Below are 15,653 nucleotides of genomic sequence, written 5' to 3'. Positions count from 1 at the left end.
CTCTCATTTATGAGATTTAGTATTAGCAAGGGTAATCGCGGTGAGGAGTGCTTGTACCATGCTTTGCTCATCTGCGAGGTTTTTGCCCGCAATGTCAAATGCTGTTCCGTGGTCAACGCTCGTTCGAATAATCGGTAAACCGATCGTGATGTTGACGCCATCGTCGATTCCAAGCACTTTAATTGGTGCGTGACCTTGATCGTGATACATCGCAATAACAGCATCATAATCACCACGTTGCGCTAAATAAAACAATGTGTCAGCAGGTAGTGGACCAACAGCATTAATGCCAACAGCTTTGGCTTTCTTTATGGCAGGTTCAATCTTTTCTTCTTCTTCGCCGTACCCAAACAATCCATTTTCTCCAGCGTGAGGATTAATACCACATACGCCAATCCTTGGAGAGGAGATATCCATTGCTTTTAGTGTTTGATGTGCAAGTTCAATGGTCGTCAGAACACGTTCAGGTGTAATGCGTTGAATGGCATCGATCAGCCCCATGTGCGTAGTCACATGCATGACGTTTAATTTAGGAGAACTTAGCATCATAGAAAAGTCATCGGTGTCTGTTAAAGTGGCTATAATTTCTGTATGACCAGGATATACATGCCCACCAAGATGGAGGGCTTCTTTGTTAAGCGGAGCTGTGCAAATGGCATCAATGTCACCATTAAGAGCTAACTGTACTGCTTTTTCCACATAGTGATAAGCTGCGTTTCCGCATGTAGCTGATACTTTACCGAGTGACCATTCGTCTGGTAGTAGATTCAGATCGAGAATAGGGATTCCATCTTTTGTATCCTGGATACTAGAATGGTAACGTTGAAACTGTAATGGAGCACCTATGTTTTTCATGCTCTTTCAATAGCTTTTAAGTCGCCGATTACAACAGGTAGACAGTGTTCCAAGATTTCAGGTCGTTGTAATGCGTTTACGATGATTTCAGGGCCGACGCCTGCAGCGTCGCCCATCGTAATGCCGATTATTGGTTTGCCCATTTTGCATCCCTACTTTTCACGTGATTGTATGCATGTACAAGTGATCGTTCATTACCATATGCACCGGCTTTTGTAATGATCGTGCACTTCGTTTCACCGATCAATTTCCCAAGAGGAATTCCGTCTTCGATTTCTTTAACCAACGTTATTCCTTTTACACCAAGCTTAGATACAATTGCTTTAGCGGTATCTCCGCCTGTTAAGATTAAGTTACTTACTTGCCCAGAGCCTACACCTTGTGCCGTAATGGCTGCGAGTGTGTGTACAATAACGTAGCTGATATCTTCTTGAGAGTGTTCTGGTACTTTGTCTACAGTGAGTAACACATCTCGTCTTTGAGATAACATGTATTCTAATGTTCTTATATACTCACTTATAAAAGCAGGTTTCGTGGTGATTTCTGTCATATTAATAGAAAGCGTTTCGATGTCACAGTCTTGCTTGAGATGTTCAATTTGTGTAGCAGTTCTTCCGCTAGCACTACCTGAAACGAGTAGTGTTTGACCCTCTTGTGGCAGTGATTTGCTTTCTGCTTTTGTTATCTCAAGTGGTGTAAAAAGATAATCATAGAGCATTTCAATTAGCCCTGCTGAACCTACCCAAAGTGTACGATACGGTAGGGTAGAGTGAAGCATTGCGATTTTTTGAAGGTCTTCGTCGCTAGTTGCATCACACACAACAAAAGGTGATGTAGTTAGGAGACGTTCAACTTCTTCTTCCCATTGCAATGGATTCTCGTATAGTGAAGGGCGAATATGATTGACTGCTTGATTTAATTGTTCTGTTAATAAAGTTGGTATATGTGACTCGAAAACGGGTGTTTTTGGATCGGTACGTACTTCTGTATAATGAAGCAATTGATCATGAACGTAATGAAAGCCATCTTTTGTTGTTCGTCCAGCTTTTGGAAAGGCTGGTGCAATAATTACAACATCAAACGAGCCAGAATCGTATAATGCATTAATCTCTGCCCCTAAATTCCCCCTTAAGGTTGAATCAATTTTTTTGTAAAAGTGGGGAGTGGGGGCGATTTCTTTTAATTCATTAATTAACGATGCGATGCAATGGTAGGCGATGGAGGGAGAGAGTGCTCTAGAGTCTGTATCAAGGATTGTGACATCCTCTCCATGTTCAATGGCATCTTCAGCGTTAAAAAAGACTTTTGCACACCTTCCTTTTTTGGCAAGTTGTATACCGCTATCATTCGCGCCAGTTAAATCATCGGCAATAATAACGAGTTCATGAGGTCTTTTCATAATGATCTCTCCACATAGTTAAGGTTTGAGTTTCCTCCATAATGTTGAACGACTAATCCCAAGCTGCTCTGCCGCTTTTGATTGATTCATTTCATAGTGTTGCAGTGTACTTTCAATGATGATCTTTTCCATTTCATCAAGTGAAAGGTTGTTTTCTAACATAATGCTATTTTCATACGGTGGAGATGTCGTTTGTTCAATACCATCCCGTATAGCAGTAGATGTAATATACGAAGATTCGGTATTCATTACTGCGTATTCAATCACTTCTTCCAATTGATTGAAATTCCTTGGAAGATCGGTTGTCGTTAAAACGTCAAGAGCTTCTGGTTGAAAGCCTGAAATTTGTTTTCCATGTTTGAAATTAAAATGCGCTACAAACAGTTTGCTAATGCTCGACACATCTTCTTTACGTTCAATCATTGTTGGAAGATGAAGCGTTTGTTTTTGTAACCAGCGTTTCAGGTAGATGCTTTTAATGTTCTCAGTAGAACTAGTAGCAATGATCTTGCACTGTTGCTCTGCCGATTCTAGAACTCGACAAAGTGTCGTACCATCTTGTTCAGTGATATAATCAATATTTTTTATATGAATGGTTCCAAATTTAAGATGGGGTATTGTTTTCGCAAACGAACCGATGAACCAACGACAGTCCATGGTCATATAAATGCTCTCGTTTCCATGTGCGTGAGTGTCGTGGATTGCGCGAGCAAACATTGATTTCCCAGTTCCAGGCTTACCGATAATCCAAATAGGTTTAGGATTTACACTGCATTGTTTTGCACGTGCAATTGTTTTTTGAATCAATGATTGGTCAGAAGCAATCATTTTTGAGAATGAAGCAACGTCCGTTTTTCTCGTGCGTGTGATACTGATTCCTTGTTCTTTATCCAGCAAATCCAAATTACTCTGGATGTGCGAAATCCAAAAATACGATTGAGACCCCTTCGTAAAAGGAACGCGTTGGAAGCTCATGGTTTCGCCATGAATTTCATAGTGGAAGGTGCCTGGATGTTGTTCAATCGCAAGTTTGTAGAAATCAGGATATAAAGAAGCAATTGAATCATTTTTTTTAAGTTTAATGGGTTGTTGAATTGTAGAAGTTTTGACGTTGCCAAACTGATCGATGATAAATGCATGATCGCAAGATCGATTGACATGTTCTTGCAACAGCCGGACATCTTCCAGTAATGTCTGTTTGAAAGAGGTCATCTTTTTGGCTGTTTGCACGGCTTCATTCACAGCTTCAAACCCGGAAGTAATGAGAACGCCGTTCAGACCAAGGTGATGAGCTGTGCGTACGGTAATGGCATCTCCGATGATGACATTAAAGCTTGGTTGCAACCTTTGAAGTTGTTCTAAAGCAGAAGACTCATCGTAAATCGTATGAACATCATAGTGACGATTCATAATCTCTGAGATAACGGTTGCACCTTGCGTGATGTTTTTGAATCCGACAATCGCAACACCTTCTGAAAACTCTTCCATTAACTTCATGCTACGAATAATGTCATAAGCAGATACTTGAATATCTATGACTGGAATAGTCACTTGTTGTTCGATGAGTGTCGCAGTACCACCACGGCTAACAATCGCATCGTATCCGTTGGCTTCAGCCAACTTCGCAAGCTCAAGTCCTTCTACTAAATCCCCTTGTTGAACGTCGAATTGAATATGCGGTTCTTCAGCGGCTACTTTCCACATGACTTCTTTAAGCCCTGGATAAGGGGCAATGCCCATGATCTTCATGGTCATCTTCCTCCTTACACTTCAATGAGTTTACGATAAATGTTTTCGATTTCTGGAATGTTTAATGGTTTTGGGTTGTTGTTGAGTAAGCGTTTTACGTTAAATGCTGCTTCTGCTAGTGCTTTAATATCCTGTTCTTTCACACCAAATGATTGCAAATCTTGTGGGATATGAAGTTTGTTTGTTAAGCGTTTGATCTCTTCCACAACGGACGAAGCTGTTGCTTCATCGTTTTGAAGTTTAGGAAGATTCATCGCTTCTGCTACGTTAACAAGCTTTGTTGTTATCGCTTCTTGGTTTACATCCATAACATGGGGGAGAAGCATTGAATTGGCCACTCCATGGGTAATGTGGAACGTGCCTCCTAATGGATAAGCAAGTGCATGAACCGCGGCAGTTCCAGCACTTGTTAATGCCATGCCACCGTACATAGATCCAATCAAAAGATTTTCACGATCTTCAAGTGATGATCCATCAAGATACGTGGGTACAATGCTTTTAGAAATGCGACGTATAGCCTCCAATGCGAACATATCACTAATCGGATTTGCTTTTATTGAGATGTACGATTCTAATGCATGGGTAAACGCATCCATCCCAGTAGCTGCGGTTATTTCTTTAGGCAGTGTCAAGGTTAAAACTGGATCAATAATAACAAGTTCAGGTAAGAAGTACGGGCTAACAATTCCAACTTTTAATTGTTGATCTGGGATGGTGACAATGGCATTTGGTGTCACTTCTGAGCCAGTCCCAGAGGTTGTTGGGATCAAGATTGTCGGTAAACCTTTGGATTGAACACCGTTTTCAAGCATTTCCTCAATTGATTGCGATTCGTCATTCAAGACAGCAAGTATTTTTACTGCATCGAGAACACTGCCACCACCGATTCCAATGATTGCATCCCAATTTTTGCCACGTACCGTTTCTTCAAACGTGTTTTCGATATTTGCAATCGTAGGTTCTGGCTGAATACTTACGGTGAAATCAAATTCTATTTGGTTATCAGATAAATTGTGTTTCATGGTTTCAAATTGTGATTTGTTTACCATTGATGGTTGTGTAACAATGAGCACCCGATGTGCATGGATCGTTTTTTGTAGTTCAACGGCTAATTGTTCAAAACGATAAGCACCGGCGATTATTTTATCTGCTGTTTGAAATTGATACTGTGTTTGCATGAGAAGTATCCCCTCGCTTAATAGTTGTAATGCTGTTTAAGCATATCTTGCAATTCAGTAACCAAAGCTGGTGAAATTTCTTTTGTAGGAAGGCGTGGTGGACCGATTGGTAAACCTAATAACTCCATCGCTTTCTTATTAACAGAAGGAATGCTTGCTTTTTGCATCATGTGACGAATAGGTCCTAATTGTTCTTGTGCTTTGTTTGCTCCTTCAATGTTCCCGTTCTGATAGTGTTGATAGATCGAGACGACAAGTTCAGGAAAAAGGTTAGACGTAGCAGCAATACCACCATGACCACCAATTGAGAGTGTATCGAGAATCAGTGAATCGTTTCCAGATAATAGTAAGAACGTTTCATCGCACCGTGCCTTGTATTGTTTTATGGTTTCTAAATCGCCACTGCTGTCTTTAATACCGATAATGTTTGGGTGTTTTGAAAGTGCTTGAACCGTTACAGGTTCAAGGTGATTACCAGTTAATCCAGGAATGTTGTAAAGCATAATCGGTACATCCACAGCATCAGCAATTCGTTCGAAATGTTCTTGCAATTCATCTTGTGATAATTTTACAAAGTAAGGAGTAATAACAGAAAAAGCATCAATAAAAACTTCTTCGAGTTGCTTAGAAAATGCAATCGTGGCTTCAGTGCTTATACCGCCAGTTCCAACAATCACTGGGATTTGACCATTAACTTCGTGAACGACTGTTTTCGTAAATGCAATTTTTTCTGAAGATGATAACGTATGGAATTCCCCATTTGTCCCAAGTGCGAACAATCCGTGTACACCTGAATTAACGAGATGACGAACGAGAGAACGTGTTTGATCATGATCGATGGTTTGATTGTGGTTCATTGGTGTCATTAGTGCAGTAAGTATACCGTGAATCATCGAAAAACTCCTTTCAATTAAAACGCTTACAAGTTACGTTAACGGACAGTGTTTTATTTTGCAATTAGAGATTGAAAGAGAAAGGTTGTATTTAGTGATTTAACTAAAAATGATTGCGTGATTTGCATGTTAGCGTTTCATTTTGAATCACTTCAATGCAGGAGAGGACTTTAGGTACAGAGTGAATAGATTGAAGCGAAGCAAATAGTAACACTCGATATTAAAAACTAGAAGTTAAGAAAAGCACTACTGATTTACAGAATTTGTTAATAAAACAGCTATTTAGCCGAACGAGAAGGTTGGATGTATTGCTTGAGTATTAGGTATATAGGGATGTAAATGGACTTTGAATAGGTAAAATATGTAATAGTAGATAGGAATAAGATTTAGGACAAGGCTCAAAAGTGTGGCTAATGACGATTTGGACAATGTCAACTTATCTCACACGAAATGTTGTAAATTATAGTAATATTCTATAAAGTGTGTCGTAATCGATCGAAAGGGAGAAGATTATGATACTAAAACAGAAACGTTCGTTTTATTTCGCGATTAGTGCACTTGTATTTGCTATTCTAAGCATCGTTGGTATTTCGGCTTCAATCGCACAAGCCGACAGTAATGAGAAGCCTAAAGTAACGATTGTTGCTACTGGTGGTACGATTGCTGGTGAAGCATCTTCTCGTGCGAGTTTCACGAGTTATCGTGCTGGCTCAATTCCTATGGATGAGATGCTCGAGTATATTCAACCAGAGATTAGTGAACACGTTGATGTTGATGTCATACAGTTTGGGAACAGCGGTTCAGGCGGTTATACGTTAGAAGAGTTTCATGAACTAACATTAGTCGTAGAAGATGCACTTGAAGAAGCTGATGGGGTTGTCGTTACGAGTGGAACAGACACGATGGAGGAATTTGCATATTGGCTTGATCTCACTGTACAAAGTCAGAAGCCTGTCGTCATGACCGGTGCGATGCGTCCATGGAGTTCTGAAGGGGAAATGGTTCTTGGAGCTGACGGTCCTGCTAACTTATACAATTCAATTCTTCTGGCAGGTAGTCAATCAACGTTTTGTTTTGGAACAGTTTTAATGTTAAATGATGAAATTCACGCGGCGAAAGACGTGACGAAAGCTGATACATACCGAATGGATACGTTTGAATCTCCGAACAACGGCCCGCTCGGATTTATTGATGGTATGAATATTTCAACCGACCGTGCACCAGCACGTGTTCAGTCTTGTGGCGACCTCGATGAATGGATGACCCCATTTGATATGACTGAAGTGGAAGCTGAAGATTTGGCAAGAACTGAAATTGTCTACACGTATCAAAATGCCGGTGGTGAAGCAATCACAGCATTTGCTGAAGCGGGTGTAGACGGAATTGTTACTGCAGGCACAGGTGCTGGTGGAATTTCTTCAGCACAACGTGCAGCACAAAACGATGCGATTGAGAACCACGATGTTGTCTTTGCAACATCAAGTCGAACAGGTGCTGGGAATGTGTATGGTGGTCGTGATCAAATTATTGCGGCAAACGATTTAATCCCTCAAAAAGCGAGAATTTTACTGACGCTAGGATTAACGTATGCACCTGACAACACTGAACAAGTTGCAGAATGGTTCCATACAATTGGAAACCCGCAGTTTAATGCAACGAATGTAGACCATGATGATGAGTATCCAACATGGCAAAACAACGCCATTTATGTTGCAGGTGATCGCGTATGGTATGAAGGTGTGTTGTACGAAGCGAAGTGGTGGACAGTTAATGACATTCCTAGCGAATCGGGTGAGTGGGACGTTTGGAAAGTCGTAGAGTCAGAAGTAACTGCGAGTTAAGTGAATCGTAGTGTAAAGCAGGCTCAGTTCAATATATTGAACTGAGCCTGCTTCTTTGATTATTGCTTTTGATATCAATGGATGCGATGCTAGCATGAATTAGATATTTATTGAGGTGTTACGGATCATGAGCAGGTTCTCAAACGTAGAAATTCCTAAAGAAGCGTATGATGCTTTCACAGTCGTAAAAGAAGTCATCGGTCATGGAATCATTGCTGTTAGTCTTTATGGATCTGCAGCTAGTGGTGGGTTACGAAAGAATAGCGACGTTGATGTTCTTGTTGTCGTGCGCGAGGCACTCTCTGAAAAGACTCGCCAAGTACTGACAGAGCAATTGGTGCGAATTTCAGGTGAGATTGGCAACGAAGAAGGCAAACGATACCTTGAGTTGAACGTGATTCAAAAAACACAAGGTACACAATTTCAGTACCCACCAAGAAGCGAATTTATGTACGGTGAATGGCTTCGTCAAGAGTTTGAAGCTGGTCTAATTCCTGAACCGATGTATGATCCCGATTTAGCAATCGTACTTGCACAAGCAAGGGAGGATGGTGTTTCGTTATTTGGCCCTGAACTGTCAACCATTCTTGAGCCAATTCCTAAAGAAGATATAAAAAAAGCGATTCTTGATTCGTTACCATCGTTGGTAGAGAAACCCGAAGGTGATGAGCGGAATGTGCTATTAACACTCGCGCGCATGTGGCGAACGCTTGAAGACGGTACGATCTTATCAAAAGATATCGCTGCACAATGGGCAATTCCGCGACTTTCTAAAGAACATGGAGCGATCCTTGATCTAGCTCGACGAGCTTATCTTGATCAGCTGAACGATCACTGGGACGATAAGCAAACTGAGGTGAAGTCTCTTATTCATCAGTTAGTAAGGATTATTGAGGGTTATCGTTAGGTTGTTGGTATATCAAATGAGGCAAAAAAGTTCGAATTATCGCTCCTGATGACCGAGCTTTTTATTCTTAGATTTATGGAGCTCATCACTAATTGTAATAAGTTCTTATTGTGTATAACATAGACTAGAGGGTACTATAGAGGAATAATCATGAGATTCTAGTGCAGATTGAATATTATGAATGGATCGAAAGTGAAAATCCCCTGCATTTGAAGATTAGAGATTCCATGTTCAACAAGTGAATTTACACATATAGAGTTTAGAATATTTAGAATTATAATTCGGGAAAAGATTCATTAACAAATCAAGTTCAAATTAAGGGAGGTAAGTGTATGATCAGGAATGTAGGAAGCTCAGTAGTTACATTAATGCTATTCGGATTACTTATGGGATGTGCGTCAGACACCGATTCAGAGGAAGTATCAGAAGGAGCAATTGAAGAGGGTGGGGAACTTAACGTTGCTTATGGTGTACAACCACCAAGTCTCGACCCACATTCCGTAACGGACGTATCCACTCGGGACATTTCTCAACATATGTTTGAACCGCTCGTAACATTAAATAGTAGTCTAGAAGTAGAACCCATGTTGGCTGAGTCTTATGAAGTGAATGAAGATGAAGAAACCGTTACGTTTTATCTCCGTGAAGGGATCCAATTTCATAATGGAGATGAAATGACTTCTACGGATGTAATTGCCTCGATGGAAAGGTGGCATGAATACTCTTCGCAAGCACAAGAATATTTAGATGGGACTGAGTATGAAGCCCTCGACGATTATACGGTTGTTGCCCATCTTGAAGAGTATACGACGATTGATATGTTTGTTTTTGCGGACATGACTCAGTTTGCTGCAATTATGCCTGAAGAAGTTATTACTAATGCTGGAACGAACCTCGTTGATGAACTTATTGGGACTGGCCCATTTCAGTTGGAAGAGTGGCGACAAGATCAATTTATACACTTTAAGAAATTCGAAGATTATCAATCTCGGGAAGAACCAGCAGACGGTTTAGCCGGAGCAAAAGAGCCTAAAGTCGATGACATCTATTTTCATCATGTAGGCGATGCGTCCACTCGTGTTTCAGGTATTCAATCCGGAGAATATGATATCGCGACAGCTATTCCACAGGATAATGCTGAAATGCTAGAAGGCAATCCAGATCTTCATAATGAACTCATTTCGAGTTCATACCCAGCACTTATATTCAATAAAGCAGAAGGCATCTTCACAGAGCAAGCCGCTCGTCAAGCGGTTAATGCAGCAGTGGATACAGAAGATATGTTACTAGCCGCTTATGGCAGTGAAGAATTCTACATTAATGACCATTCATTGGTTCAAGAAGAACAAGAAGGATGGTACTCTGAGGCTGGTCGTGATGTACACGCTACGTTTGATTTGGAGCTCGCAGAAGAGTTGTTAGAGGAATCAGGGTATGACGGAGAAGAAATTGTCATTCTCGCGTCGCGTGAAGTTCCGGATGAGTATAATATGACGATCGTTCTACAACAACAATTGGAAGCGATCGGAATGAATGTTAACTTGCAAGTGAGCGATCGTGCCACAGTGCTCGATGTGCGTGATGACCAAGAAGTCTGGGATATTACGTTTTCGCCGTTTGCCTTTCGACCAATGCCAGTTCAATATCTGTATTTAAATTCAGGATACCACGGATGGACAGACAGTGAAGAGCTATCACAATTAACCGATGATATTCTATATGCAGGTACGCCAGAAGATGCACATGCATACGCCGATGAGTTTCATGAGGTGTTCTGGGATTATCTTCCAGTGCTAAAGCCTGGTAATAAAATTGATATTGTTTCAATGAGAGACGGAATTGAAGGGTATCAGCATATTACGGGGCCAATTTTGTGGAACGTATCCGTAAACGACTAAATGTTGCCTTAAATTATAGCGTGTGACCTTCCAGTTACTGAAGGTCACACTTTTTATTGTGTAAACAGGAAAAGACCCAGACATACATCTCAATCTATACTAGATTCCTCTATATAATAAGTAAACAGCGGCCCCTTACACTCTCTCAAGCTGTCGAAATCCAAATAATAAATTCTCTCCGCTCCATTGAACTAAATGTTCCATCCCATACATGTGAACGGCTAACAGTTGCTCGCCGACCATTCGTGCTGGCACTTCTTGGTCTTCTACGACGATGAACATCGCATTGTCTTTTTCAACAATCTCTAATGATTGTCCTTCGTTTGCTTTATAGGTACCGAGCATAAATTGTTTGCTTTCGTTTGATAGTTCTACATCTTCATAAGTGACTGTTGGTGTGTCAGGGTTCTCTCCAAGGGTCACTTTCAAAGCACTTTCAAGTACAGAGGAGGCGGGCGCCCCGGCGATGTTCGTTAAACAAACTCCGGCAGTTTTCTCACCGGGTAGCACAGTAAGTTGTGCAGAGACCCCTTTAATACCTCCGGCATGCTCAAGTGTGCGTCGACCGAAGAAGTCAGTACGAATCATGATGCCATAACCGTAGTAAAGATCAGGTTCAATTTGTACGTGTTGTGTGGTGAGTTGCTTCAAACTATCTGTAGAAAGAATAGAAGCTTCGCTTTCAATTAATTGGTTTCCGAATGAAAGCATATCTTTTGCGGTTGATTTAACATACCCTGCTGACCACATGGTTGGCGCATCCCACCAAGTAGGCGATGCTTCGGTGAATGCTTCGTTATCTTTTTGTTCCATTGTGTATAACATCGCAACATTTTCATAGTCTTCAAGTTTCTTGGGAGAAAAGAACGTTCGTTTCATACTAGCTGGAGAAAAAATCACACGCTGCATATAGTCTGCATAAGAGAGACCACTTACTCGTTCAATAATGTATCCGAGAATAGAGTATCCATCGTTGGAATAACTAAAGACTTCACCAGGATCAGCGAGTAAACGATAAGATTTCGATCGCAAATACGAGAAAAACTCGGTCTCTGTATCAATGCTCGGCGAATTTACGTCTAAATGATCGCTCATTGCTTTGAATTCTTCATTTGAAATGCTCTTCTTATTCGCATAAAAAAGCGTATCGAGTGGCGGAAGTCCAGAAGTGTGCGTCATCATATGATGAATCGTCATGTCTTTCGAGCGTTCATCTTCAGAAGCGGAGAACTCAGGTACATAAGTACTGACTGTTTCGTGCACAGACAATTTTCCTTCTTCTTGTAGCTTCATAATTGCCATGCACGTCATCACTTTCGTGACGCTGCCGATGCCAAAGATCGTATCTTCATCAATTGGCTGTTGTTCCTCTACGTTGCGGTAGCCAAAGCTTTGTTGATACTTCGGGTTCGAGAGTGCAACTATCGCTCCAGGTGTTTTGAATGTCTCTAAGAATGGTGTGGCGTAGGATTTAAATGCGTTCATTTCCATGTAATCATTCCTCCCTTTACTTGTTCATACGTTTTGAATTGGAAAAAGGTTCAAATATTTTTATAGTCGTTTTAAAACGCATTGTAGAGATTGCATTTGTTAGGACTGTCACATTAAGTGTGAATGCTTGTTCCTTTACGTGTTCGATATAGCGCAGCCACTACGTTCATGAGCCATTTTGGCAATTTAGAAGGAAAGTAAGCTTTGTGATAGTGCTTGTAATAGCCTGATTTTAGGTCGTTCCACTGCTCACATTGCTTAGACTGAGAGAAGCGTGCAATATCAATAATACAGACGTCTCCATGTTTTGTAATAATCAGGTTGTGTAAGTGAATATCCGATGGATTAAGCCCACGCTCACGAGCAGAATGTAGCGCATCGTCGACTTGTTTCACATGCTCAGGGAGAATAGGAACTCCTTCCTGTAAACACTGGAAAAATGTTTTTCCCTCGATGAAATCGAGAACAATGTAGTTACGACCAACTTCATAGAGCTTAGGATAACGTGAGTCTCCTTCGACTTTCATGTAATTGATCTGTTCATTTTTTGCAAGATGTTTAAAAGGTGGAAAATACACTTTTACTACGCGTTTCTCTTCTTTAATTTTAAACACGACAGCACTTCTGCCTATCCCGCATATTGATAGATCCGGATGGGCGTTTGTCACGACATAAGATGGTTTTCGTTGTTCGCATAGTGCTCATAATTTGTAGCTAGGCACCCCATTATCTTTTTTTCGTTCCTTTTCTTTTTGCTAGTTCCTTTTTTACGAAGGGAACGACGTGCTTTTGTGCCTCTTTAATTCCTTGACGAACGGCTTTTGACTTAAGTAGCTTCATTAGCTTACTCATTGAACAGGCTCCTTTACGAATGGCGGCAAAGGAATACAAAAAGAGACCTTTGCCCACCGTTGGATGGACAAAGGTCTCGCAAGCAACAACATCGTTGCCAGCAGTGCCGAGGATCTCTCCCGTAATGACGACAGCTGCTTTTATGCTACTCCCCTTTGGGATGACGCGTTTCATGTTAAAATTAGTATAAGGGTGCTTTGTCGTCAAGGCAATGCTTTCCATAACTTTACACGAGTCACCGCAATCACTCATGAAATCTTAATATAATCTATAAAAAGTTCGTTTAATCATAAAGGAGGAGGAAACATGAGCCATTACCCACCGGTTAATTATTACGATGAACGAATCTATCACATTGATGAACAGATCTGTGCCCTATTGCATCAGCGTAAGGCGATGACTAATAACAATCCTGGATGCCCTCCAATGAGCGATGTACGTGATTGGGCAAACCAGTTTAATTTAGCACAACGCTTTTTGGAATTGTTGTTTAAGGATGCATGGGACGAAGAAAGGTACCGACCTCAAATTGAGCCTCAACAGTTAAGAAAGTATCTACCGCTATTGAAGTGGTTCGAGAAAGATAATTATGTGTATTCAACGACGTATGTTGCTCAATATGCAAATGCGAGTGTGATTAAGTTAACAGTGGATTGGGATACGAGTAATGAAGAGCGAGGCTTTATATCATCAAAAGTTTCTCATTTGGAATTGGACATCGGAAAGGGCTATAACGTTAGAAGAAAAGGTGGGGTGGAACGCAAGGACACCGACATTACGAATATGTTGTTACACCGGCCTTACCAGATGACTTATCTCAATTAACACTAGTCATTCAAGAATATCAGGATTTTTATAAACAGACGCCTACAGATTTAATTATTAAGTGGGAGTTGTCTTAGACGATTTATGTATTCCTAAATGCTTTAATATATCTATAAATTAAGAGTGAAATGATAATTTAGAATATCGTTGTATAGGGGTGAACTAATTGATGAATGTGGATCTCGCTTACGAAGAGTTAAGAAGAATATCGAAGAAACGTACGTTTCTAACTATACCTCTATCCACTATCATTGTTGTCGCGATTGGTTATTTTCTAATTTATTTTCAATTACCTCCTTTACGATATTTACTATTCTTTTTCGTATTCACATACATCGGAACAACGCTCGGTTGGATGATTAGGTCAGAAGAAAGAAACATAGAGTTGGAGCGCCGATGGATAGAGAAGAAAGCGAGAAAAACAAGAAAAAGAAGAATCATTGAATTCATACTCATCTGGTCGGTCATCATTATTGTTTTACGTTTGTTTATCTACATTCTTGGCTAATTCTGTTGAACAAACTTACGTATTGCTAAGCGACTCGTTTAAAGGCACGTGAACCATCGATTTCCGGTACCATTGAAAACAGAACGCTCCGATCAGACATGCATCAATGAGATCTCCTCCATAGTACATGAAAACTGCACCTTGTTTTGCATCAGCTATTGGAACACCGGGAAGTGACGCTGAGTAAATGATTTTTGAAAGTATAGAGTGCAAAGTGAAACCAAGGATCATAACGAGTGCCCGAAAGCGAAAGGAAAAGCGATGGGGGACAGGATCAATATAAAGGATGGAAGACGTAAAAACAAAGCCAGCAATAAAAAGGTGGACATGTACGGCTACATTAACAATTCTAAACGTGTGCATCCATTCAAACAGGATCGTTTGATACAAGATCCAAAGCCCTCCGAAGTTCAATAGCATGGCAACAAAAGGATTTGTCACAAAGCTGACGAAACGTAGCCTCAACAGTCGTGTTAGGAATCGAGCAAAGGAAACCGGTAAGGTTCTTAACAGTAAGGTGATTGGTGCACTTAAGACGAGGAGTAGTGGGGCAAGCATACCGAGAAGTAAATGAACGAACATGTGAACTTGAAAGTTATGATGGCTTTGCGCGTGAAAGGATAAAGCGACAGAGATTGAGCAAATGCCAGCTGCAAACAAGGCATAGCGGGAAATTGGCCAGTTACGTAGCCTCGCGGATTGACTTGTGCGGATTCCAAACCAACAATAAAGCATGATCGTGACGACCGTTACGAGCAAAAGCATCATATCGATCCTCTCGTGTTTGTAGTGTGAGGAAGCTACCTAGAATAATCATAGAAACGGCAACAACTCCCCAGATCCAATCATAAACAGCGACATTTTCTACGTAACGAATTTGATGAATTTTCATCAATTTATGCTGAACAACCCCATCATAGAGCTGAAAGACGCCAGCGCCCAGAAAAACGCCACCTAACCATCGTTTTAGCCAAAAGTTGTGATTTTTTCTAAGACCAGCGAGCATAAATAACGAAGCGATCGTTGAAAACCAACTAAAGGCATGAAACAACCCATCTGATACGAGACCAACATCGGTCGTAGACTTGTCATAAAAGTGATGCCAGTGAAGCAGTTGATGAAATAAGACTTCGTCAATAAATGCAACCATACCGAGTCCAAAAAGCAGCCCGGACCATAAATTATAAGTAGCCGATGTTTGAGTCATCATAGTCCTCCCATTTACGAATGCAGTTAGGTTTTGTTAGTAATAGGAAG

General features: G+C 40.8%; 14 protein-coding genes and 1 pseudogene. 5 read left to right on the top strand and 10 right to left on the bottom strand.

Going from position 1 to position 15,653, the window contains the following annotated elements; all coding sequences use genetic code 11:
* Positions 1 to 3: 3 nt before the first annotated feature.
* The 5 genes and pseudogenes from pdxA to dapA form a co-directional block, all read right to left on the bottom strand.
* Positions 4 to 998: pseudogene (gene pdxA / locus JCM19038_RS17390) on the bottom strand (4-hydroxythreonine-4-phosphate dehydrogenase PdxA).
* Complete coding sequence (locus tag JCM19038_RS17385) at positions 983 to 2,254, bottom strand: four-carbon acid sugar kinase family protein (protein ID WP_042420476.1); 1,272 nt, start codon at positions 2,252 to 2,254, stop codon at positions 983 to 985. The pseudogene pdxA and the gene JCM19038_RS17385 overlap by 16 nt, the downstream one beginning before the upstream one ends.
* An 18-nt stretch (positions 2,255 to 2,272) precedes the next feature.
* Complete coding sequence (locus JCM19038_RS17380) at positions 2,273 to 4,003, bottom strand: sigma-54-dependent Fis family transcriptional regulator (RefSeq protein WP_042420474.1); 1,731 nt, start codon at positions 4,001 to 4,003, stop codon at positions 2,273 to 2,275.
* 14 nt (positions 4,004 to 4,017) lie between these two features.
* Positions 4,018 to 5,181, bottom strand: coding sequence for an iron-containing alcohol dehydrogenase (locus JCM19038_RS17375; RefSeq protein WP_042420472.1), 1,164 nt, complete (start codon positions 5,179 to 5,181; stop codon positions 4,018 to 4,020).
* A 17-nt stretch (positions 5,182 to 5,198) separates the two neighbouring features.
* Complete coding sequence (gene dapA, locus JCM19038_RS17370) at positions 5,199 to 6,074, bottom strand: 4-hydroxy-tetrahydrodipicolinate synthase (RefSeq protein WP_042420471.1); 876 nt, start codon at positions 6,072 to 6,074, stop codon at positions 5,199 to 5,201.
* Between the two features lie 512 nt (positions 6,075 to 6,586).
* Here dapA and JCM19038_RS17365 point away from each other — a divergent pair.
* The 3 genes from JCM19038_RS17365 to JCM19038_RS17355 all read left to right on the top strand — a co-directional run bounded on the left by JCM19038_RS17365 (position 6,587) and on the right by JCM19038_RS17355 (position 10,720).
* Positions 6,587 to 7,915, top strand: a complete 1,329-nt coding sequence (locus tag JCM19038_RS17365) for an asparaginase domain-containing protein (RefSeq protein ID WP_081831884.1) — start codon at positions 6,587 to 6,589, stop codon at positions 7,913 to 7,915.
* A 127-nt stretch (positions 7,916 to 8,042) separates the two neighbouring features.
* Entirely contained in the window at positions 8,043 to 8,822 is a 780-nt protein-coding gene (locus tag JCM19038_RS17360) for an aminoglycoside nucleotidyltransferase ANT9 (RefSeq protein ID WP_042420470.1), read from the top strand.
* A gap of 332 nt (positions 8,823 to 9,154) precedes the next feature.
* The gene (locus tag JCM19038_RS17355; protein WP_042420469.1) at positions 9,155 to 10,720 is read left to right on the top strand and encodes an ABC transporter substrate-binding protein; all 1,566 of its coding nucleotides are present in this window, start codon (positions 9,155 to 9,157) and stop codon (positions 10,718 to 10,720) included.
* Positions 10,721 to 10,855: 135 nt separating this feature from the next.
* Here the strand turns inward: JCM19038_RS17355 and JCM19038_RS17350 are convergent, their stop codons facing one another.
* The 3 genes from JCM19038_RS17350 to JCM19038_RS17340 form a co-directional block, all read right to left on the bottom strand.
* Positions 10,856 to 12,211: a serine hydrolase gene (locus JCM19038_RS17350; RefSeq protein ID WP_042420468.1), complete on the bottom strand. Its 1,356-nt coding sequence runs from the start codon at positions 12,209 to 12,211 to the stop codon at positions 10,856 to 10,858.
* 113 nt (positions 12,212 to 12,324) lie between these two features.
* Positions 12,325 to 12,825, bottom strand: a complete 501-nt coding sequence (locus JCM19038_RS17345) for a protein kinase family protein (protein WP_152549501.1) — start codon at positions 12,823 to 12,825, stop codon at positions 12,325 to 12,327.
* Between the two features lie 112 nt (positions 12,826 to 12,937).
* Positions 12,938 to 13,285 (bottom strand): hypothetical protein, encoded by a 348-nt coding sequence (locus JCM19038_RS17340; protein ID WP_042420466.1) that lies wholly within the window; start codon positions 13,283 to 13,285, stop codon positions 12,938 to 12,940.
* Positions 13,286 to 13,369: 84 nt separating this feature from the next.
* On the opposite strand from JCM19038_RS17340, the gene JCM19038_RS17335 reads away from it, so the two are divergent.
* Both JCM19038_RS17335 and JCM19038_RS17330 read left to right on the top strand, forming a co-directional pair.
* Positions 13,370 to 13,888, top strand: a complete 519-nt coding sequence (locus JCM19038_RS17335) for a hypothetical protein (RefSeq protein ID WP_052361903.1) — start codon at positions 13,370 to 13,372, stop codon at positions 13,886 to 13,888.
* Positions 13,889 to 14,054: 166 nt separating this feature from the next.
* Positions 14,055 to 14,396, top strand: coding sequence for a hypothetical protein (locus tag JCM19038_RS17330; RefSeq protein ID WP_152549500.1), 342 nt, complete (start codon positions 14,055 to 14,057; stop codon positions 14,394 to 14,396).
* A 15-nt stretch (positions 14,397 to 14,411) separates the two neighbouring features.
* Here the strand turns inward: JCM19038_RS17330 and JCM19038_RS17325 are convergent, their stop codons facing one another.
* Complete coding sequence (locus JCM19038_RS17325) at positions 14,412 to 15,164, bottom strand: cytochrome c oxidase assembly protein (RefSeq protein WP_081831883.1); 753 nt, start codon at positions 15,162 to 15,164, stop codon at positions 14,412 to 14,414.
* Positions 15,079 to 15,606, bottom strand: coding sequence for a DUF2243 domain-containing protein (locus JCM19038_RS17320; RefSeq protein WP_152549499.1), 528 nt, complete (start codon positions 15,604 to 15,606; stop codon positions 15,079 to 15,081). The genes JCM19038_RS17325 and JCM19038_RS17320 overlap by 86 nt, the downstream gene beginning before the upstream one ends.
* Between the last annotated feature and the right edge of the window lie 47 nt (positions 15,607 to 15,653).

Origin of the sequence: Geomicrobium sp. JCM 19038 (assembly GCF_000698125.1) — a bacterium.
Taxonomy (GTDB): Bacteria; Bacillota; Bacilli; order Bacillales; family Marinococcaceae; genus Geomicrobium_A.
Note: the sequence above shows the minus strand (reverse complement) of the source record. Positions and strands in the feature narration are given on the sequence as shown.

Bases quoted from the DNA above. Each gene is read 5' to 3' on its own strand.
- JCM19038_RS17325 (WP_081831883.1), bottom strand. From the start codon at position 15,164: ATGATGCTTTTGCTCGTAACGGTCGTCACGATCATGCTTTATTGTTGG.
- dapA (WP_042420471.1), bottom strand. From the start codon at position 6,074: ATGATTCACGGTATACTTACTGCACTAATGACACCAATGAACCACAAT.
- JCM19038_RS17350 (WP_042420468.1), bottom strand. From the start codon at position 12,211: ATGGAAATGAACGCATTTAAATCCTACGCCACACCATTCTTAGAGACA.
- JCM19038_RS17375 (WP_042420472.1), bottom strand. From the start codon at position 5,181: ATGCAAACACAGTATCAATTTCAAACAGCAGATAAAATAATCGCCGGT.
- JCM19038_RS17340 (WP_042420466.1), bottom strand. From the start codon at position 13,285: ATGGAAAGCATTGCCTTGACGACAAAGCACCCTTATACTAATTTTAAC.
- JCM19038_RS17365 (WP_081831884.1), top strand. From the start codon at position 6,587: ATGATACTAAAACAGAAACGTTCGTTTTATTTCGCGATTAGTGCACTT.
- JCM19038_RS17335 (WP_052361903.1), top strand. From the start codon at position 13,370: ATGAGCCATTACCCACCGGTTAATTATTACGATGAACGAATCTATCAC.
- JCM19038_RS17385 (WP_042420476.1), bottom strand. From the start codon at position 2,254: ATGAAAAGACCTCATGAACTCGTTATTATTGCCGATGATTTAACTGGC.
- JCM19038_RS17355 (WP_042420469.1), top strand. From the start codon at position 9,155: ATGATCAGGAATGTAGGAAGCTCAGTAGTTACATTAATGCTATTCGGA.
- JCM19038_RS17320 (WP_152549499.1), bottom strand. From the start codon at position 15,606: ATGATGACTCAAACATCGGCTACTTATAATTTATGGTCCGGGCTGCTT.
- JCM19038_RS17380 (WP_042420474.1), bottom strand. From the start codon at position 4,003: ATGAAGATCATGGGCATTGCCCCTTATCCAGGGCTTAAAGAAGTCATG.
- JCM19038_RS17360 (WP_042420470.1), top strand. From the start codon at position 8,043: ATGAGCAGGTTCTCAAACGTAGAAATTCCTAAAGAAGCGTATGATGCT.